Consider the following 20,756-nt stretch of genomic DNA (forward strand, 5'->3'; position numbering starts at 1 on the left):
TAGCGATTCGATGAGTTTTATTAACCAAATACCTCATCTTCCCTTCCCCGCCACCACTCACCCAGATTCATCAAGTCCTGATGAATATCTGCTAATTCTTGAACATATTCCTCTGGAGAGATAGTCGGGCGGCGTTCTTGGAGTTTTTTTAGCCGCAATTGCACTAATAGCCAAGGCTTGGAAATGCTATCTGTGGCTTCAATGTATTGGGCTAGTTCTTTGCTATCCATGATTTATCTGGTGGGAATTTATCTTCTTTAAAGATACAGGCAGCCGAAGTTTACAGATAATAAAAAAACAGCCACGTTAGTAGTGGCTGTTTTCCAGATGATTAAATTTGACGTAGCTGAAACATCAGCCGTTATTTAAGCAGATGCCGTTAAATTCTGGGCAACAAAGTCCCAGTTGATCAAGTGGTCAACAAAGTTCTGCATGAAGTTGGGGCGGCTATTCTGGTAATCCAGATAGTAGGCATGTTCCCAAACATCCATTGTTAGCAAGGGAGTTTGTCCGTAGGCAATCGGGTTTTCTGCGTTCGGAGACTTAGTTACTTTTAGGGTATCGCCATCTTTGATCAGCCAAGCCCAACCACTACCGAATTGAGTGCCTCCGGCATTTTTAAACTCTTCTTTGAATTTGTCAAGGCTACCGAAGCTGGCGTTAATTTTTTCCGCTAGTTCGCCACTCGGATTGCCGCCTCCATTTGGCTTGATGCCATTCCAATAGAAGGTATGATTCCATACCTGAGCAGCGTTGTTGAATACAGCAGCTTTGTCTGATGCTTTGTAGGTTGCCTTGATGATTTCTTCAAGCGACTTGTCGGCTAGTTCTGTGTCCTTAACTAGATTGTTGAGAGTGTTCACGTAAGCAGCGTGATGCTTGCCGTAATGGAACTCAAGTGTCCGCGCCGACATACCTGACGACTCTAAAGCGTCTTGATCGTAAGGTAAAGGGGGTAATTCAAATGCCATTGTGTTCAATCCTCTGCTAACTGCTTTCTAGCTTAAAACTAAGGGAGAAGTTTTTTCTTCTTAAGGATCTAAGTCTCGTCCGATCGAGGTTGCGATCGCTAGCGATATAAAACTTAACCACTGGATTGTACCTTAAAAGTCGAGAGACAGCCAAAATCAACGCTATGTGCCAATTTAGGCAGGACTCCCCACTAATTTCTCCCTGTTGCATCTACCCAAAGGGATAATTAATGGCGATCGCTCAAAACTCCTCTAACCATTTCGATTGCCGCTGCTGGAGTATTGGCAATCAAAATAGAGTCTTCAGACAAGCTTTGGAAAAAAGCCGTACTTTCTGGATGATTCGTTAATAAAATCACTTTTTTATAGTTCTTCAAAGCCAGGGCAATTTCTGAAGCGGTTCCTGCACCCATGCCGCAGGCAATCACAACATCAGAAGAAAGGACATTAATATTATTTCTCGCATTTCCCATATCGGTAACAATTGCAATATCTACGGCATCAGAAACCGCGCTGGTATCGTTAGTGGGAAGAATGCCAATTGTTAAACCATTAGCAAATTTTGCTCCTTTACTCGCCGCATCCATCACACCAGCATTTCTGCCGCCAGTCAGCAAAACCCATCCCTCTTGGGCGATGAATTGACCGAGTTTATAAGCGTTTTCTAAGTCAGTTTCTGTGGCGTTGGCTCCTGGTCCCATAACGCCAATTAGGGTTTTTTTCATGGCAAGCTGACCTTAACTCCTAAGCGTTGAAATTTTTAACGCCGAGGTACGCAGAGTTCTACGCAAAGGTAGGCAAAGTAATAGAAGTGCAATGAATTAGCATTTTCCTCAGCGTATCTTTGCGATCGCCTTTGCGTTCTTTATCTTCAAAAAACTTACTCAAACCTACAGAGAACCAGCAATCATTCCAGCCAGTAAAACAAAACCAATCCAAACATTTTGGCGAAAAGTTTCCCCATATACTGGCGTTGGGATATCTTTCCGGCTGAGTCGAGAATATTGCCAAATCCAAGCTAAGGTTGCCAAACTCAAAGCGATCCAAAAGCTAAGCTTTAGATCCATCACAATTCCCAGCCATTCAAGCAAAATAACCGTGCCAGTAAAGAAGACACCAACAGCTTCAGCCGCATAATTGCCAAAAAATAAAGCGCTGGAATTAATGCCAATCCGCCGGTCATCTTCCCGATCTGACATGGCATAAACGGTGTCAAATCCAAGTGTCCAGAGTACCGTCGCGCCCCATAAAATCCAGGTGGGTTCTTCTAGCTTGGCAGTTACAGCAGTCCAGCTAATCAGCACGCCAAAACCCCAAGCAATCGACAGCACTAGCTGAGGCACTGGAAACACCCGCTTGGCGGTGGGATAGAAAATAATTACGGGAACTGCCGCCACGCACAACCAGAAAGTAAGGGAATTAAGGTAGAGTGCGAGAACCCCAGCGCAACTCATCGCTACCAAGGCAACGACGATGCCAGTTTTGACCGACAAAGCGCGAGAGGCGAGGGGACGCGATCGCGTTCTTTCTACTTGCGGATCGATATCCCGATCCCACAAATCATTGACAACACACCCGGCAGCACTGGTCGCTAAAGTACCCAGTACAATCACGCCTACCAGCGGCAACGGTGGCTTTCCTGCTGCTGCCAGAAAGACCGCCCATAGTGCCGGAATCATCAATATCAGGCGTCCTGCTGGCTTATCCCATCTCAAAAGCCGGACGACTGTAAGCCAGGTGGGTTCTGTTTCTTTATGTTCTTGCTGGGTCAGCATGGTCTAGAAAAATGAGTATCCAGAAATATCATTAATCACATCTTTATCCCCTATAGAATATCCTTATTCATCAAATCTCGGCTGGTTCTGCAACCCTGGATACATCGAAATGGTCAATTTAGTTGCCAACGCTAAAGATAATTCTGCGGGTGTTTCAACTCCTAGCGTGGATCGAGATCGGATTCTCGCCGCGATTGACTTAGGTACCAATTCCCTGCACATGGTGGTCGTGCAAATTCAACCCAAGCTGCCTGCTTTTTCGATTATTGCCAGAGAAAAAGACACGGTGAGACTGGGCGATCGTGATAAAAAGACGGGCAATCTGACGCCAGCGGCAATGGAACGAGCGATCGCAGCCCTGCGCCGCTTCCAGGGAATTGCCAAAAGTCTTAACGCCGAACAAATAATCGCCGTGGCAACCAGTGCGGTAAGAGAAGCCCCCAACGGGCGAGACTTTTTAAAACAAGTAGAATCAGACTTGGGCTTATCTGTCAACTTGATTTCCGGTCAAGAAGAAGCCCGGAGAATTTACTTAGGCGTGCTGTCGGGAATGGAATTAAATAACCATCCCCACATCATTATTGACATTGGCGGCGGTTCGACCGAGTTAATTTTAGGGGATAGTCACGAACCGCGATCGCTCAGCAGCACCAAAGTCGGTGCAGTCCGACTAACCGCAGAATTTATTACCACAGATCCCATCAGCATTGGTGAATTTCAGTCCCTACAAGCTTATGTGCGCGGACAGCTAGAACGAGCCGTTGATGAATTGCGGGCAGTTCTCCAACCAGGGGAACTGCCGCGTTTAGTGGGAACGTCCGGGACGATTGAGACGCTGGTAACGATACACGCGCGAGAAAAACTAGGTACCAACCCCTTTTCGCTAAATGGCTACCAGCTGAGTCTCAATGACTTGAGAGACTTAGTGAATCGCTTGCGAAGGCTCAATTACTTAGAACGAGCCGCCATACCAGGAATGTCAGAGCGGCGGTCAGAAATTATTGTTGCCGGGGCGGTTATTTTACAAGAAGCGATGACGCTGCTAGGCGCTGAATTGCTAACGGTCTGCGAACGGAGTCTCCGCGAAGGAGTGATCGTCGATTGGATGCTCGCTCACGGCTTAATCGAAGACAAGCTGCGCTACCAAAGTTCTGTGCGCGAGCGTAATGTAATCAAAACCGCCCGTAAATATGGCGTTAATCTGGAATACGCTCAGCGAGTCGCAGAATTTGTCCTTAGCTTATTTGACCAAACTCAAGGCATCCTCCACCACTGGGGTTCAGAAGAACGGGAACTACTTTGGGCAGCCGCAATTTTACACAATTGCGGACACCATGTCAGTCATTCTTCCCACCACAAACACTCTTTTTACTTAATTCGCAACGGTGAACTTTTAGGCTATACGGAAGCCGAAATTGATGTGATTGCGAATTTAGCCCGCTATCACCGCAAGACTGCGCCAAAGAAAAAGCACGAGAACTATCAAAATCTGCCGACTAAACAGCACCGACAGATCGTTTCTCAGTTGAGTGCCTTGCTCAGATTGGCAGTTGCTCTCGACCGGAGACAAATTGGGGCAGTTCAGCAAGTGCAGTGCGAATACAACGCGGAAACGAAAGAACTTCAGCTCCACATAAAACCTACTCAACCGGATGATGATTGTGCCTTAGAAATCTGGAGTTTAGATTATAAAAAAGACATTTTTGAGGCAGAATACGGCATTAAACTACTGCCAGTTTTGAATGCTATTGCTGTTCCAATTAGCCAGTAGCTTTATAAAGAGCTTTTCGAGCAACCGTCAAAAATCAAAAGTCTGCGTCTCAAATAACACGGAATCTTCCAACTTTGAAACGATCTGGCAGATAAAATCCTGGCTCTAAAATTTCCAGTTGCTCAGCTAAGGGAGGAAAGAGAATACTAGTTCATCTGGCTACAACAAAGCCGTTTACTGCCGCCATTGAGCGGGGGTTGAGGAATCTGATGTGTAACATCACAAAAAGAAAGCGATATTAAGATGCGATCGCTCTGACGAAGGGTAGAATATCTACCCTTCGCAGCTCAAATCACTTCGTAGAATTCATCGTCAATAGTCGCGATCGCTCTTGGCGAAGCAGCATCACCTATCTGCATCATGAGTTGTTGCAATTCATTACCAAGCGACTTGATCTCATCATAATTCCCTTGAGCGATCGCTTTCTCCAAATTCTTTAATAGTCCTTCGATTTGCCTTTTCTGGGCGGCAAGCACTTGCTCTACCAAGTTATTCGTCAAATTAAAAAGAACCCGATAAGCATCATTCATCTTGGTAAAATCTCCAGTCTTGAAATCTGAGTTATCGTTGGAGGTTAGTTTCAAAGAGTAACTTTTAAGTTTTTGTCCCTCATTTTTACGAGCTTCTATCAAGTTCGCCATGTCAATCTTTTGGCGAAGTATGCGATCGGCTTCAGCATTGCGTTCTGCATCTCTCACCATACTCTCCACTTCAGGTGCAGGGATAGTGGAAGCGCCGATAATGCTAATTGATTTCTCTTGCCCCGTGCTTATTTCTTTGGCATAAACATTCAGAATACCATTAGCATCAATGTCGAAAGTTACTTGAATTTCTGTTCTTTCCAAAGAAAGCCCATCTAATCGAAGAATCCCCAAACTCTGGTTATCTTTAGCGAATTCTCGTTCACCCCTTAAAATATTTATTTCTACACTGGTTTGCCCATAAGTTGCAGTATAAAACTTTTGAGATTTGATGACAAGAATATTACTATGACGGGAGATAATTTTTGTCATAGTACCCTCTATAGTTTCGATTCCCAAAGATAAAGGAGTGACATCCCTCATGCAATAAATGGAATTGTCTCTTCTGGCTATTTTCCCCTGAATAGCAGCCCCAATTGCTACAGCCTCGTCCGGGTTAATGCTTTGCAAGGGTTCTTTATCCGTCAACTGCTGCACTAAGTCTTGGACAGCCGGAATGCAGCTAGAACCACCAACCAGGACAACAACATTAATATCACTAAGGCTTAGTTTCGCCTGTTTAATTACTTGTTCGATGTTAAGGCGACAGCGAGCTAAAAGCTCAGAACACATTTCTTCAAATTCAGCTCTAGTAAGGGTAGCGTTGAGATGTTTTGGCCCATCCGGGGTGGCTGTAATAAAGGGTAGGTCAACTTCTGTTTGCGTTCCGAGGGAAAGCTCTATTTTTGCTTTTTCGGCTGCTTCTGTAAGCCGCTGGGAAACCTGTATATTTTGGCGTAAGTCCAGACATTCTTGACTTTGAAATTGGTTAGTCAGCCAATCGATAATTTTTTGGTCGAAGTTGTCACCACCAAGATCGGGGTCGCTACTGCTAGCCAAAACTTCAAATACACCATCACCTACTTCCAGAATGCTAATATCTAACGTGCTACCGCCTAAGTCAAAGACGAGGATAGTTTCGTTATTTTTCTTATCTAGTTCGTAGGCAAGGCAAGCAGCAGTCGGTTCGTTGATGACGCGGAGGATTTCTAAATTCGCTAATTTGCCAGCCTCTTTGGTGGCTTGACGTTGAAAATCGTTGAAGTAGGCAGGAACAGTAATAACCGCTTGAGTTACTTCTTCCCCTAAATATTTGCTGGCATCATCGACAAGTTTACGCAGAATTTGGGCAGAAACTTCTTCAGGGGTAAATTCTTTGCCTATACGATGACAGTTGATTTTAATGCCGCCATTGCTATCGGGTAGAACTTGATAAGAAACTTTATCTGCTGCGTCGATAACTTCATCGTATTTGCGTCCAATGAAGCGTTTAACAGCGTAAAAGCTGTTTTCTGGCTGCATCAGTGCGTTACGTTTGGCAATCCCACCAACCAATTTGTCCCCGTTCTTAGTGTAAGCTACAACACAAGGAGTGAGGCGGAATCCTTCAGCGTTGGTGATGACGATGGGTTGCTGACCATCCATCACTGCAATACAAGAATTTGTCGCACCTAAACTAATTCCAGCTACCTTTCCCATGATGCTCAATGTCTAAAGGTGGCTTGAGCTTAACAGCGGTTTAAAAAATAGTAGGTTCGGTTATACCTCCAAGACAAGTTCTCATTTCCGTACCTTAGAGGGAATTCTTTTTTATTAGTTTCGCTCTAAAGTAGAACTTAGCATTCTCATCAGTCTGCTAACTTTTACCCAAGAAGTATGCAATCGAAACTCTGCCTCGCAATTCCAGCCAAAATAAAAATATTTAGCAGGTAGTTTAACAGTAAAGCTTAGTTTAGTTAACTAATTTTGCCCAACGTTATCTATATCAAGACGATCGCTCTGCTGCTTCTGCTCCAATTCTCCTGAGCGCGATCGCTAGAATGCCATTGATAATCCACTAGCGATCGCGCTGTTCCTTAGGGTAGAAGTTGGAATCAGCCGGAAAAGTTATCTTTATAGATAAGTACCATACAGGAAGCTCTTATCAGAAATTCTGCCGGCTAAAAAATAGCAGTATCCCTTACCGAGTTTTTATAGATAAAGTATCAAGGTAGGCAGAAAGTTTTAAATTAACTTTGTCACCATTTAAATAAATTTAACAAATGACCTTTTCAATAAAATACGGCTCGGCTTCCTAGACCTAAAAAAAACATAAAAATCAATTTGTAAAACTAGCTTCAGTATTCATATAAAATTTTAGTAAAATAACCGATTGTTCAATATTTTAGCAACGCTGAAGTCTTAATTTGCGATGAAAACACTATATACACTTTTTACCAAAGAACGCAGCGAAGTTCAGACAGAGATTGATAAGGCAACTAGCCCGGAGCAGGTCGTTAAGCTGGTTCAAAAGCGACTCGATAATATTCAGAGCAGTTATGTTGGCGAGTTAAGCGTCGCTCAGGTACGTCTGGCTTCTTTATTCCTGGACACTTTGCGGCAGTCCTTGGGGACTCTTACCGCTGCTAATGAGGCGATTTCGGAGCCAGAGCCTCAGCAGAGTGCTAACCCAGCCAGAAAGGTTTCTCCCAAAACCATAATCCTGAAAGTGCTACAGGGGCTCATCTGCATAGGCATTTTAGATTCTCTATTCTCCTTGGCTTCAGATGCACCAGGAGCTTGGATGGATATCTTGCTGGTGTCTCTGCTGGTTGGACTAGAAGTGGTGTTCCAAATCGATAAACGCGATCGCGCCAATCGTTCAGTTTCTCTTCAACCTGTAGAAGCGCCCCAGCCGATCGTCCGGGTCGATAGCCAAGTCTTTCTAGACAACCTGACCGATGCCCTGAACACCATTGATTTGGCAGTCGCCCGGACTCAGGAAGTAAAAAAACCGCTGGATGCTAGTGGAATAGAAGAGCTACCAGAACTGTTGAATCTGCTTCAGAGACTCATGGGTGCGTCAATTCTAGAGAAACCCCAGATGTCACTTCAACTCACCAAATTGCTGCCACAGATTTTAATGGAGCAGGGAATTCGGGTTCAGATTTACCAAGGGAACGATACGCATCGCGAGTATTTTGATTTCGAGCCAAGTATCGATCCTGCCGCGAAAGAGTCTGTAACGATAACTCCCGCTTTGTTTAAAGGCGATCGCCTGCTCCGACGCGGTCGAGTTATTGAGCCAGCATACTCCGAGGCTAGGGAGTAAGATGTCTTGTCATCGTGGCTGTTTGTAGTCGCATCTTCATTTAGATAGTATTTCCCTTTTTTCTTAGCCCCCTTTTTCAAGGGGGGTTGGGGGGATCAAAACTCTCATTTACATGGTTGATTAGCGGAAAGTATAAAAATGGAAGTTTTAGAAACTATCGGATTCGATCTGGGGCACGGTGAAACCGCTGTCGCTCAGGCGAGAGTGGAGAGCATCGAGCCGCCAGGGATGCTTGAAGTTAATAATAAAAAAGTTCAAATCACAGCACTAGCTTGGCATCCCGATATCGGTTATCTAATTGGAGAACAAGCATTAATCCAAGCTGGCGTTACTCAGCTCAAAATTGCTTTCAAACAAAAACCAAATACCGACCCAACTTATCGGGAAACAATTAGCAAGTTTCTAGAAACTTACTATCGTCTTTTGAAAGAAAGCAAACAGATTGAAGGTGGAGAAACTAGCCAATTTTATGTTGGTTGCCCTTCAGGATGGTCTGTGGACGAACGAGAAGAATACCAAAAGTTACTGAAGGAATCGGGGATTCCCTTAGTGAGTGTTGTCCCAGAGTCGCGGGCGGCTTTCATGCAAGCTAAGGAAGCCGGGAAGCTTTCTTATGACAAACTTAAATCGTCGGTGCTAATTGTTGATATTGGCTCTTCAACGACGGATTTTACTCTGGTTAAAAGTTTGCACGAAATCCCGATAGATTTCGGAAGTAATGCTCTGGGAGCTTCTCTAATCGATAAAGCAATTTTTGCCCAGACTCTCGCTAACCACGAGGAAAAAGCACTACTCGAACGAGTATTTGAGGCATATCCTCATCACCAAGCGCGTTGCGAACTTGCTTGCCGCAAAGCGAAGGAAGATTACTTTTCTAACGAACAGGTATACAGCAATCCACAATCTTTTGCACGCGGCTTTGAGTCGATCAACGAACAGATTTACTTTGTGCCTCAAGTTAATAAAGGGGTTATGGATGAAATCTTGAACCAACCTTTGCCAGAATTGGGCGGCAAGAGTTGGCTTCATTCGTTCCGGGAATCAGTGAACGAGGCGAAAGAAAGGCTCGATAAGCAAGGTTTTATACCGCAACTTTTGCTGATGACTGGGGGTGCATCCCGGATGAAATTTACGCGCCAGATTTGCGAGGAAATCTTCCCAGAACCGGACACTCAAGTTCGCCCCGATCCAGAACCCGAACGATGCATTGCCTTGGGTTTAGCGCGGGTAGGAAGATGGGATCTGCGTGCTGCTGCCTTTAAAGAAGAGGTCAATACACTATTTGACTCAAAAAAGTTAAAAGATCTGGTCAAAAAACATATTCCAGAGTTAATCGAATTGCTGGCTAAGCCACTATCAGAGGGGCTGATTGAAAGCACAATTCAACCAAGTTTAAAAAACTGGCAAAACAACAAAATACGCACTTTGGCTGATTTGGAAGAGTCTATGAAAAAGCAGGCCGAGCAGTGGATTGAAAGCTCTGGCGCTCGGCAAATTGTCAATACTCAATGTGCCACTTGGTTTAACAGCAAGATCCAACCCGAATTAGCCGAAGAAACCGACCCCATTTGTCAAAAGTTTCAGATACCCAGAAGTAGCTTAAGGTTTGAGGAAAGTATCGACCCTGATGTGGTTAGTCCAGACCTATCGATTGGAGACACTATTCTTGCCGAAACGGTAGGATTTATCGTCAACGTGGTGATTGGTGGAGGGACTGTCGGTAGCATCATCGCTCTAATTTTAACCGGACATTTAACTTGGCCCATCGTGCTAATCTATGGTGCCTCAGTTCTTGCCGCAGGAGTAGAGATCACCCGCAGCAAAACCCAAGAAGCAATTAAGACAAAGGTAGATGTTCCGAGTTGGACTCGTTCTCTTCTTTTGAGCGATAGCAAGATCGACTCTACCTGCGAGCAAATGAAACCTGAGTTAGAGAAGGTTTTTAGACAACAACTAACAGAGAATCAGGAAGCTTTTGACGAACTGATTGGGAAAGTTGGGCAAGAATTGAAAAAAGCGCTAAATACCAAGGCAGAAGAGGCAGTAATTCTCATTCAGTAAGGATGCGATCGCTCTTTACTCGCTGCTTATAATTAGGTTGGGTGAGAGCGATCGCGCTACTCATTCAGGCTAATTACTCTTGCCTCATTTCTGACAGTTAGAGGAATTAGAAGGTATTTAATATTTAAATATGGATTGATAAGGGAGACTATTTTATTAAGGAGATAAGTCATGTTTTGGGAATTTCAACAACACCATTTAAGTCATTTCATTCTATGAATGATTGAGGGATTTATTCCATTCGATATCGTTACGTGGATCTAACGTATCTTATGCGAAAGATGAGTATGTTTTTGGCAATGAATATGCTAACGGCGCTCGTCCTTCGACCTCTTAACTTTTTTTGCTATCTCAATTTCATCACTAGATCCGTAGGGAATATCTGTCACTTGTTTTTCTATTATCAGGTCATAGACAATATCTGCACCTTTCTTAATACTTTCTGTTAAGACACCAATACCAACATCTAACTGAGGTTTAACCTTATCACGAGGTATCACTTTTCCAGATGGTGATATGTCCGAGAAAAACTCTCTGACAGAGATGTGTTGTCCTTGGTTAAAACAAGCAGCATATTGAGAGGCGCGGAATTCATGAACAAATGGGCATCGATAGTATTTATATATAAGCGCGGCATATGTAAACTTGGTAAGCACAGCGTCTATATCCTTGATGATTTGTTCGGGAGGAATAGTGTTGTGTTTGTGGCAGTTTATATATAAATCCTTAAGTTGATCAATTGTAGGATCGCAGTAAACTCTATGGGATTCATTCTGCTTTCTGTTATTGACCCATTGATTTTGAATCTCTTGCGTGAAAGGTTCCTCAATTTTATCTTTTTTCAAAAAGTAATTTAGGAAAGGGGTACTCACACGATCTAAATACTTCTCTACCTTTACATTCAGCAAAAAAGAGACAAATCTTTGTTGGTTGCCGATTTTTGTTGTTGTTGGTGTGCTGAGTGCCTGCCATACAGACGATAAACCATCGAGAGCGGCAAACCCTACCACGTAGGCTTCAACAGAAAGATTTTGAAAAGGGTTAAACTCTGGAGGAGACAGCTCTAGCATATGTCCTCTTATGACTACCTCACTGTTAATTAACTTTTCACAAAGCAAAGCTCTGTAGTAATAAAACTTTTTAAAACGCTCAGCAAAATCTCTAACTTGGTTACTATCCATAACTAACTATAATTCCATTAAAGCTTTGTGTATTATATTGTATTACAATAAATTTCTTATTACAACCATCTTTCTTCCACATCGGTAGAAGAAAGCTAGAGATTTTCCTGGATAAACATATTGAAAGCGATCGCCTAACTCAAACAGACCAAGAAGCGATCGCTAATTAATTTAGGTTACTCCAACAGCCAACCAAACAACTCCCTTACTGTAAGTCGCAGCTCACTAGCAAAAGATGGCACGGGAAGTTGCTGTTCTGGTTCATCAAATACTTCTAAAAGCTGATTTGGAAGATAAACAAATACCGTTTGCTCTTTTGGATCGAGCAACCAACCCATTTGAGTTGCATATTTTAGGCAATGCAGAATATTCTTTGTAACTTTCGTTTGGCTTTGGTCGGGCGATAAGATTTCAATTACCCAATCAGGAGCCGATTGGAAAACGTTAGCAACTTCGCCATTCTCATCGCGGGGAATTTTATCCCAGGTAAACACTGAGACATGAGGGACAATTGAACGTCCGCCAAAAGTACATCGCAGTTCTGAAAAAGCTCTTGCAATACGCTGAGGCTTAACAACTGTGTTGATAACCGTGGGTAGTTCTGCCTGAATTATGCTGTGTTTCCCCTGCGGCATTGGCTTTTGAATAATTTGTCCATCAATGTATTCACTGGCGGGTTTGGTTTCTGGTAGCTTCAGAAACTCTTCCAATGTCAAGGGTTTGGATGGTGTCTGTATCATTTGCGATCGCCTCCAAAAGAACTCGGACGAGCTTTGTCTATTCTACGGGTCGCATCCAGTGAAGGAAGCCGGAATCAAACAACGATGTCCGGCTAGTAAGGAAAGGCGCGAAAAGCCATTAAGAACGGATATGCTAAGCGCTCGCTTATCTTCCCATAACAGTTTTATTGTTTATACCGAATGGCGGGGTCGCTATTGCTGAGGTGTATATATACTTTTGTGAAATTAAGAAAATAGATTTCTATCTCAGGAGGAGTAAGGATGTACATCGTACAAATTGCCTCTGAATGCGCTCCGGTCATCAAAGCTGGTGGTTTGGGAGATGTCGTTTACGGGCTGAGTCGGGAGTTAGAAAATCAGGGAAATTGCGTCGAGCTGATTTTGCCTAAGTACGATTGCATGCGGTACGACCACATCTGGGGACTCCACGATGCTTACCGCGATTTGTGGGTACCCTGGTATGGCGGTAAAGTCCACTGTTCTGTTTATTGCGGTTGGGTACACGGGCGGGTGTGTTTCTTTATCGAACCCCACTCTGAAGATAATTTCTTCAATCGGGGCTGTTATTACGGGTGCAACGATGACAATATGCGGTTTGCGTTCTTCAGCAAAGCCGCTTTAGAATTTCTCCTCCAAAGCAACAAGCGACCCGATATCATTCATTGCCATGACTGGCAGACCGGCTTAATTCCAGTCATGCTCTTCGAGAATTACAAGTATGAGATGGGTCTTCAACGGGTTTGCTACACCATTCACAATTTCAAACACCAAGGGATGGGCGGGAAAGAGACCCTGTGGGCAACCGGGCTGAATAACGAACCTTACTACTTCACTTACGATCGCCTGCAAGATAACTTCAACCCTTTTGCCTTGAACTTCATGAAAGGGGGGATTGTTTATGCCAACGCTGTGACGACCGTTTCGCCCCATCATGCTTGGGAAGCCCGCTGCACCGAGATCGGCTCTGGTTTAGGTCATACTTTACATCTGCACCAGGATAAATTCACTGGGGTACTCAACGGTATTGATCCTGATTTTTGGAATCCCAACAGCGATCGCTATATACCCGCTCATTACAGCAAAGAGAATCTAGAAGGGAAAGCCGAGACTAAAAAAGCCCTCCGGGAGAGACTTTTGCTCCGCGACGTTGATAAACCCATCGTTGCCTACATCGGTCGCTTAGACGCTCAAAAAGGCGTCCATCTTGTCCATCATGCGATCTACTACGCACTCAACAATGGGGCGCAATTTGTGTTGTTGGGTTCGGCAACGGAACCGGGAATCAATACCCATTTCCAGCACGAAAAAGCCTTTTTGAATGAGAATCCTGACGTTCATCTAGAACTTGGCTTTAATGAAGAGTTATCCCACTTGATCTATGCCGGGGCGGATATGATTATTGTCCCTAGCAACTACGAACCGTGCGGACTGACTCAGATGATTGGCTTAAAGTACGGCACGGTGCCAGTCGTGCGGGCAGTTGGTGGACTGGTGAATACTGTGTTTGACCGAGACTACGACCAAACAAAGCCCCCGGAAAAACGGAATGGTTTTGTGTTCGAGCACAGTGATGAGCCTGCGTTTGAATCAGCAATGGAGCGTGCTTTTAAGCTGTGGTACAACCATCCCGAAGAGTTTTGTCAGCTTGCGCTCCAGGGTATGGAGTATGACTACTCGTGGAAAGATCCAGGGGCGGAATATTTGAAGATTTACGACCAGATCCGACACAAATGAAGCGAAATTGCGATCGGTGGAATCTGTAAAGTAAGTCTTTTGTGGTTGTGCCTCGCTTTTGGGGGCACAATTACCTAACTTGGGTAGAGACTTTGGGTAGAGACGGCATTCTCTAACAAATTCTGTCAGAACTGCGATCGCGCAACAGAACGCTTGTTGATGGTTGGGGATTTGGCAACGACGAAAGCGATCGCGAAAGATTAATTTCCACGTAAATTTTGGTAACGATAAAAGGCGTAGGTGTCAAACATGGCTCCAGCAACACTACAGGTAAAACCGATTACCAGGAGACCTTCAATGGAACATCCGCTGCCGAAGACGGTAAGAAACTCTAAAATTACCGCTCTGCCGCACTGACTGACTGCTTCAAGGAGAGGAATGTAACCTAGTATGGACAGACTTGCCAACACACTAGCGAACAGCAGAATCGGGGCGGTGAAGCTAAGAAAACTCGTCAAGAGTAGGGAACGGAAATAGTTAGGCAAAATGTTCATGAAACCGTAAGTGCGAATGAACTGCCGAGCGGGTGAATTGGGAACGATACTTTCAACTTCTATATACGATAGAAGCGATCGCTGTCACTATCCCGATCTGTCAGAAATCTTAAATAAACCTTAAAAATCTTGTTTAAAGTCCGTAAATATATCTCAGGAATCTCCCAGAGATTCCCCAGCCCCGCGCCCAGAGTGCTGAGCCACAGCCGTGCGAACAGTACAAAAGAGATTCTTGTAGGTCGTCGCCACTCATCAGCTATGCTTTACAAAGTCGTTGAGTCAGCAGGACATCCTTGAGCGAGACTCCTTCCAGTTCCAGCTTAGAGTTATGGGGTCAGCGGTTGCTGGCGGCGATTTTGCTGGGTGGGCAGGTGGTCGTTCACCTTCTGACAAGAAAAATCCATCGGCGCAACACCCTCGATCAAATGGCAATGGTTGGCCCAGAATCGCTGTTAATTGCTCTAGTCACTGCCGGTTTTGTCGGCATGGTATTCACCATTCAGGTGGCGCGAGAATTTGTCAACTTGGGTGCGGGCAGTGCTGTGGGCGGAGTGTTAGCGCTTTCCTTATGCCGGGAACTTGGCCCCGTCCTGACTGCCGTGATTTTGGCAGGACGAGTCGGTTCGGCGTTTGCCGCTGAAATTGGCACGATGCGCGTCACCGAGCAAATCGACGCCCTCTATATGCTGAAAACCGACCCGATTGATTACCTAGTGATTCCCCGCGCGATCGCCTGCTGCTTAATGCTGCCAGTTTTAACCATTTTGTCTATCCTCACTGGCATGGCAGGGGGATTGCTCATTGCCAGAAATCTCTACGGAATTGCCCCAAATGTATTTTTAGAGTCTGCCCGGAATTTCCTGCAAGTCTGGGATTTGTGTAGTGCCTTAATTAAGGCATTTTTCTTTGGGGCGCTGATTGCCGTAATTGGTTGCAGTTGGGGCTTAACAACCACTGGGGGAGCAAAAGGTGTTGGACAATCGACCACCACAGCAGTCGTCACAGCTTTGTTAGCTATCTTTATTTCTAACTTTTTCTTATCGTGGTTGATGTTTCAGGGAACGGGCAGTGCCGTACTTAAAGGGGTCTGAGGCGGAAAACCTTTAAAATAAATAAAGTTGCAATCCTGAGCTTGAATCTCGAATCAGGATTTGAACTGCCGCCCCACTTCAGCTTGAACGCTAAGAAAGTGGGTAGGTCTAGTACGATAGTTTACAATATCGGGTTTATGCCTGTGACTACTACTACATCTTCTTTACCTTCACAAACTGTTGAACTGGCACCCAGCTACGCAATTCCTTTGGTGTTAGTAGCGGCTTCGATTGGGCTGTTATTCGTTCAACCTTGGGTGAGTTTAGCGATCGCTGCATTTGGTTTGTTCTTGCTGTTTCAGGCGGCAACGATTCGCCTGCAATTCACCGAAACAGCATTAGATGTTTATCGTTCCCAAACCTTAATTCGGCGTTTTCCCTACCAAGAATGGCAAAATTGGCAGATATTCTGGACTCCAGTGCCGATTCTGTTTTACTTCAAAGAAGTTAAAAGCATTCACTTTTTGCCGGTTCTCTTCGATCCCAAAATGCTAAAAACTTGCTTGGAACAACGCTGTCCAAAAGCAAGTGCGTAGGGATACACAGATGCGCGTCCTTACAGATGAGTAGTTAATTGTTAGTTGTTAAGTGTTAATTGTTAGATGAATTCAGACGAACCTCAAACCCAAGAACAAGAACAAGAGCAAGAACAAAAGCAACAGCCAGTTGTTGAAGCATCGGACAATTTAGAAGCGCCAGAAGAGGAAACTGTAACTGCGGATCCAGCCTCAGACAATCTTATAGCATTACAAATTGCCGCTGTTGTGGAGGCATTTGATGATTCAGAAGCGGAAATTGCCGCCGTTGTTGAGGAATCAGATAATTCTGAGGAGCCTGAGGAGCCAGATATAACTGTAGTCGCCGTTGTTGAGGAATCAGATAATGCTGAGGAGCCAAATATAACAGTAGCGATGGAAAATTCCGTCTCTGTTTTAGAGCAACGGGTGGCTGATTTACAACAGCAGGAAGAGGCATTAATTCAGGAAATTGCCGCCCTGCAAGCTTCTCATAATAAAGTCCTGCAAGACCAGCTGGCTCAAACCCAAGCGGCGTTAAACCGTCTGGTGCAGGAGTCTTTGAACGATCTGGAACAACGCAGACAAACACTACAAATTTCCGTTGAACAACTGGAACGACGACGGGAACGCATCCGAGAGGAAATGCGAAGAACCTTTGCTGGCACCTCCCAAGAATTAGCCATTCGGGTGCAAGGCTTTAAAGATTATCTGGTCGGTAGCTTACAAGATTTGGTAGTAGCGGCAGAAGAATTGCAACTCCAGAAGGAACCAGAACCCCCGAAGGCAGTTCCAGTCGTGGAAGAGTCGAAGGCTGCATCGCCTGTAAACCCCAAATTTACAGAACAGAGCTTTCAATCAACTGCAAAACAAATTCGCAGTATTTTAGACCAGTACCGGACGCGACCTGACTATTATGGCCCGCCCTGGCAATTGCGTCGTACCTTTGAGCCGGTTCATGCGGAGCGAGTTGCGAACTGGTTTTTCACGCAAGGAGGAAGAGGCGCTTTGCGGACAATGGGCAGTCGCCTGCAAAATATCCTGATTGCTTCTTCCGTCATCTCGGTATTAAGCACGCTGTATGGCGATCGCGTTCGCGCCCTGATCCTCGCCAACTCCCCAGAACGATTGGGAGAATGGCGACGGGGTTTGCAAGACTGTCTGGGCATTTCCCGCTCTGATTTTGGTCCAGAACAGGGAATCGTTTTGTTTGAATCCCCAGAAGCGGTTGTGCAAAAGGCAGAGCGTTTAGTTAAGGAACGCCAGATGCCGCTAATTATCATTGATGAGACAGAAGATCAGATTAATCTGTCGCTGCTGCAATTTCCTCTGTGGTTAGCTTTTGCACCCGATCCTCAGCAGATGTCCGCTGATATGAGATATTAGCGACAGACGAATTGAGCTACAAGCAAGAGGCGTTAGATGGGTCTACAGCTGGCTTTAAGTGGGGCATTGTTAATCGCAGCCTATCTCTTAGGCTCGATTCCTACAGGTTATTTGGCAGGACGCTGGCTCAAAGGGATTGATATTCGAGAGCAGGGATCTGGTTCTACGGGTGCCACCAATGTTCTCAGAAACCTGGGAAAAGGGCCAGCCATCGCGGTGTTACTGATCGATCTATTTAAAGGAGTCGGCGCGATCGCTTTGGTTTACGCCTTCTATGCCTTCGCGCCAACTTTTGCGCCAACGTCTGTCCTGCCTGTCACCTGGGAATCTTGGTTAGTCGCTGGCACCGGATTCGCTGCCAGCATCGGTCATAGTAAATCTGTCTGGCTGAACTTCACGGGCGGGAAATCAGTTGCCACGAGCCTGGGCGTTTTATTTGCCATGTCCTTACCTGTGGCGTTGGGAACAGCAGCGGTGTTTGGCACAGTTATTGCCTTTTCCCGAATTGTTTCCCTCGGTTCCATTGCGGGTGCGATCGCGGTTTCGGTTTGGATGTTGATTTTCAAACAGCCGTTACCTTATCTAATCTTTGCGATCGCTGGCGGTATCTACGTCATCTGGCGACACCGCAGCAATATTGAGCGTTTACTTGCCGGTACCGAACCCCAAATCGGTCAAAAATTATCAACAGAACCCGAACAAAGTTCCTAACTTATTTCCTAACTTATAGAGATGCTTAGGTGTTGTGATACTAAACGTCATTTCGCATCTTTACTCGTTTTTATGCTGTTATCTCCCTGCGTAACCAAGAGTTAGCCCACCTTTTCACTATCAGCATGGTGCTAACAGCTAGTGCCATGCTAAATAGTAGATTATCCAGCCTAATTGCTCTCTGGGTTCCAATCGCTAATATGACTTCTAATATTAAAGATGGGAATAAAATTCCTCCAAAAAGCAATACAGCATAAAAAATAAGTTTTCCCCTGGCTCTTGCACTAATGAGTGCTAGAAAGAAGCCAATAGGGATAAAAATCAATCCATAATAGAAAATTTTGTAGATTTCTAGATTAATACTATTAGCATCAAAAGGTAATAACTGAAAAATCATCACCTCCGGAACCAGTTTCAGTGAATAAGGTTGTTTCAATCCATCTATATAAATTTTAAGAATTGACCCTTCATAGGTAAGAAGTATCTGATGATTCTTGGTGTCACCAAAAACATTTGGAACAGCTAGTTGATAGTTTGTTGCATTTTTTCCGGTGACTGGAGTTCGCACTCGAAACACCAAATCCGCTCCCTTTTGCCCAAGGGTAAAATTGCGGTTTTCATCATCTGCTGAAAGGGAAATAATTCGAGCAGGGCCAGCTTGCATTGTGTCAGCAGTAGCGACAACGGCACCTATTGTAAACTGAGAAGTTTCAGCAATCTTTTGGGTCATTAAAGCTACAGAGCTTTTTGTCTCTAGCCAATGATTGGAATCGAGAGAAGCACCCCTTTGATCCTGAGTAGTTGGGGAATTTTCTCGCCAAGATAAATCTGGAAGGTGCCCAGTTAAATCGGGGTAACTACCTGTACCAGTCAATTGATATACCGCTACTAGGTCTTTTTTGATTGCAGAAAATAGAATTTCTGAGGAAAAAGCGGATTCTGCTTCTTGATCTGAAACTGCTTTATTCGCGACGTATAGCTCTGAAATATATCCTTTCCAAGGTCTATTTCCGGTTGGCTCGTTGCCAAGACTCAGGGGGAAAGTGTGATTCCAATTACTGAGACTTCCAGAACTTTGCCAAAGGAGCGTTGCTAGAAAAATCAATATAATATATCCAATAAAAGCAGTCGTTAACTTTTTGATCGAAAGAAAACTATTACTACTTCTAAGAAGATTTAAAGCTGCTCCTAAGATTTTATCTCCCCCTAAACGAAAGCTTAAAAACCCGATAAAAGCACCTAAAATACTAGCACCAATATCGACAAAAGAGGAACTTCGAGAAGGAATAAATAGCTGTAAAATTTCAATTGTAAAACTTAAACAAAAAGAAGTTAATAAGATGAAAACAAGTGTCTTTCTCCCTAAGAATCTTTTTTGCTGCATCAAGCAGGAAAAGACGAAACCAAAGGGGGAGAATAATAAAACGTTAGTAATTAAGTCGTAAAAATTTCTTAACTTAAAAAATTCTGAAGTGAGAAAGCGATAATTTATTTTACTAGCATTCTCTTTAAAGGCAAAATCGTAAGGAAAAAGTGTAACGACCAGTATCAGCAAAAGGCTAAAAATAAAGACTTTATTTGCCCATTTTTGCCGCATAAAGGATTTTTAACAAATCATTTTACTTTTGGTAGCCGGAAAAGAGTATTCAGCGATGCATTAACGACCAAGCTCCTGAGAGCGCCGAGAAGCCGCCACCACTGCCTCAATCAAAGCCGAGCGGAAACCAGCCCTTTCTAACTGGGCAATCCCAGCAATAGTTGTACCTCCAGGGCTAGTCACGCGGTCTTTTAGTTGAGCGGGATGCATTCCCGATTCGTGCAACAGCTGGGCAGTCCCCAAGACGGTTTGCAGGGCTAACGAAGACGCGATCGCTCTTGGCAATCCAGCCGCTACCCCACCATCTGCGAGTGCTTCCACCATCAGCGCCACATAAGCGGGACCCGAACCCGAAAGCCCTGTCACCGCATCCATTAAAGATTCTGGCACTTCAACGACCTCTCCCACCGCCTGGAAGATCGCCTTTGCTTGTTCTAGATGCTGCTGGGTGGCGTACTGACCCAGCGCGATCGCACTCATTCCTGCCCCTACCGTCGCCGGAGTATTCGGCATCGCCCGAATCGCTGGAGCCTGGGGAAAAGCTGCTTCCAGTTGACTCAAAGAAACACCCGCCATAATCGAAATCACTACTGGCGGCGACGCTTGGGCAGAAATTTCTTTCTCCAAGTCTGCCGCCACCGCTGCAAACACTTGAGGTTTAATCGCCAGTAACAGCACATCCTTTGCCGCCGCCACCGCCCGATTCTCTGCCGTCACCTGGATGCCGTACTGCTGTGCCAAAAAGTCTCGCCGCTCTCTTTGCGGCTCGCTTACCAAGACTTCTTCTGTGGCATAAAGCTGTTTTTGCAGCAGGCGGGATAACAGAGCTTCTCCCATTACCCCGCCACCAATCATGCCGAATTTAGTAGCCAACCTCGTCCCCCAATCCCTATCAGCA

At 44.9% G+C, this 20,756-nt stretch carries 18 protein-coding genes; 8 read left to right on the forward strand and 10 right to left on the reverse strand.

Annotated elements, in window-relative coordinates; genetic code table 11:
• Positions 1 to 20: 20 nt before the first annotated feature.
• The 4 genes from H6F52_RS13725 to H6F52_RS13740 form a co-directional block, all read right to left on the reverse strand.
• The gene (locus H6F52_RS13725; RefSeq protein ID WP_190432754.1) at positions 21 to 230 is read right to left on the reverse strand and encodes a hypothetical protein; all 210 of its coding nucleotides are present in this window, start codon (positions 228 to 230) and stop codon (positions 21 to 23) included.
• 135 nt (positions 231 to 365) lie between these two features.
• Positions 366 to 971, reverse strand: coding sequence for a superoxide dismutase (locus tag H6F52_RS13730; RefSeq protein WP_190432752.1), 606 nt, complete (start codon positions 969 to 971; stop codon positions 366 to 368).
• A gap of 227 nt (positions 972 to 1,198) precedes the next feature.
• On the reverse strand, positions 1,199 to 1,696 hold the full coding sequence (locus H6F52_RS13735; protein ID WP_190535497.1) for a TIGR00725 family protein: 498 nt from the start codon (positions 1,694 to 1,696) through the stop codon (positions 1,199 to 1,201).
• A 165-nt stretch (positions 1,697 to 1,861) separates the two neighbouring features.
• Positions 1,862 to 2,746, reverse strand: coding sequence for a 4-hydroxybenzoate solanesyltransferase (locus H6F52_RS13740; RefSeq protein ID WP_190535500.1), 885 nt, complete (start codon positions 2,744 to 2,746; stop codon positions 1,862 to 1,864).
• Between the two features lie 109 nt (positions 2,747 to 2,855).
• Between H6F52_RS13740 and H6F52_RS13745 the strand changes: the two genes are divergently transcribed.
• Complete coding sequence (locus tag H6F52_RS13745; protein ID WP_190535503.1) at positions 2,856 to 4,517, forward strand: Ppx/GppA phosphatase family protein; 1,662 nt, start codon at positions 2,856 to 2,858, stop codon at positions 4,515 to 4,517.
• Between the two features lie 287 nt (positions 4,518 to 4,804).
• Here H6F52_RS13745 and dnaK read toward each other — a convergent pair whose 3' ends face one another.
• Complete coding sequence (dnaK, locus tag H6F52_RS13750) at positions 4,805 to 6,736, reverse strand: molecular chaperone DnaK (protein WP_190535506.1); 1,932 nt, start codon at positions 6,734 to 6,736, stop codon at positions 4,805 to 4,807.
• A gap of 712 nt (positions 6,737 to 7,448) precedes the next feature.
• Between dnaK and H6F52_RS13755 the strand changes: the two genes are divergently transcribed.
• Together H6F52_RS13755 and H6F52_RS13760 are read left to right on the forward strand one after the other, a co-directional pair.
• A complete protein-coding gene (locus tag H6F52_RS13755; RefSeq protein WP_190432743.1) occupies positions 7,449 to 8,348 on the forward strand; it encodes a hypothetical protein in 900 nt (299 codons plus the stop codon).
• Between the two features lie 138 nt (positions 8,349 to 8,486).
• Positions 8,487 to 10,409, forward strand: a complete 1,923-nt coding sequence (locus tag H6F52_RS13760; protein WP_190535509.1) for a plasmid segregation protein ParM domain-containing protein — start codon at positions 8,487 to 8,489, stop codon at positions 10,407 to 10,409.
• A gap of 308 nt (positions 10,410 to 10,717) precedes the next feature.
• Here the strand turns inward: H6F52_RS13760 and H6F52_RS13765 are convergent, their stop codons facing one another.
• Positions 10,718 to 11,590, reverse strand: coding sequence for a hypothetical protein (locus H6F52_RS13765; protein ID WP_190535512.1), 873 nt, complete (start codon positions 11,588 to 11,590; stop codon positions 10,718 to 10,720).
• Between the two features lie 176 nt (positions 11,591 to 11,766).
• Complete coding sequence (locus H6F52_RS13770) at positions 11,767 to 12,330, reverse strand: Uma2 family endonuclease (protein WP_190535515.1); 564 nt, start codon at positions 12,328 to 12,330, stop codon at positions 11,767 to 11,769.
• A gap of 261 nt (positions 12,331 to 12,591) precedes the next feature.
• Between H6F52_RS13770 and glgA the strand changes: the two genes are divergently transcribed.
• Positions 12,592 to 14,064, forward strand: a complete 1,473-nt coding sequence (gene glgA, locus H6F52_RS13775; RefSeq protein WP_190535518.1) for a glycogen synthase GlgA — start codon at positions 12,592 to 12,594, stop codon at positions 14,062 to 14,064.
• A 200-nt stretch (positions 14,065 to 14,264) separates the two neighbouring features.
• On the opposite strand, the gene H6F52_RS13780 is transcribed toward glgA, so the two are convergent.
• Positions 14,265 to 14,558, reverse strand: coding sequence for a hypothetical protein (locus H6F52_RS13780; protein ID WP_190410742.1), 294 nt, complete (start codon positions 14,556 to 14,558; stop codon positions 14,265 to 14,267).
• 293 nt (positions 14,559 to 14,851) lie between these two features.
• On the opposite strand from H6F52_RS13780, the gene H6F52_RS13785 reads away from it, so the two are divergent.
• The 4 genes from H6F52_RS13785 (at position 14,852) to plsY (ending at position 18,261) form a co-directional block, all read left to right on the forward strand.
• Positions 14,852 to 15,649, forward strand: a complete 798-nt coding sequence (locus tag H6F52_RS13785) for an MlaE family lipid ABC transporter permease subunit (protein WP_190535521.1) — start codon at positions 14,852 to 14,854, stop codon at positions 15,647 to 15,649.
• Positions 15,650 to 15,786: 137 nt separating this feature from the next.
• On the forward strand, positions 15,787 to 16,185 hold the full coding sequence (locus tag H6F52_RS13790; RefSeq protein ID WP_190410744.1) for a DUF3119 family protein: 399 nt from the start codon (positions 15,787 to 15,789) through the stop codon (positions 16,183 to 16,185).
• Positions 16,186 to 16,251: 66 nt separating this feature from the next.
• The gene (locus tag H6F52_RS13795; protein WP_190535524.1) at positions 16,252 to 17,550 is read left to right on the forward strand and encodes a DUF3086 domain-containing protein; all 1,299 of its coding nucleotides are present in this window, start codon (positions 16,252 to 16,254) and stop codon (positions 17,548 to 17,550) included.
• A 36-nt stretch (positions 17,551 to 17,586) separates the two neighbouring features.
• Entirely contained in the window at positions 17,587 to 18,261 is a 675-nt protein-coding gene (plsY, locus tag H6F52_RS13800) for a glycerol-3-phosphate 1-O-acyltransferase PlsY (RefSeq protein ID WP_190535527.1), read from the forward strand.
• Between the two features lie 70 nt (positions 18,262 to 18,331).
• Here the strand turns inward: plsY and H6F52_RS13805 are convergent, their stop codons facing one another.
• Together H6F52_RS13805 and proC are read right to left on the reverse strand one after the other, a co-directional pair.
• Positions 18,332 to 19,858 (reverse strand): VanZ family protein, encoded by a 1,527-nt coding sequence (locus tag H6F52_RS13805; protein WP_190535530.1) that lies wholly within the window; start codon positions 19,856 to 19,858, stop codon positions 18,332 to 18,334.
• A gap of 60 nt (positions 19,859 to 19,918) precedes the next feature.
• On the reverse strand, positions 19,919 to 20,731 hold the full coding sequence (proC, locus tag H6F52_RS13810) for a pyrroline-5-carboxylate reductase (RefSeq protein ID WP_190535534.1): 813 nt from the start codon (positions 20,729 to 20,731) through the stop codon (positions 19,919 to 19,921).
• Positions 20,732 to 20,756 lie beyond the last annotated feature (25 nt).

It is taken from the genome of Coleofasciculus sp. FACHB-542 (genome assembly GCF_014695825.1).
Lineage (GTDB): Bacteria > Cyanobacteriota > Cyanobacteriia > Cyanobacteriales > FACHB-T130 > FACHB-T130.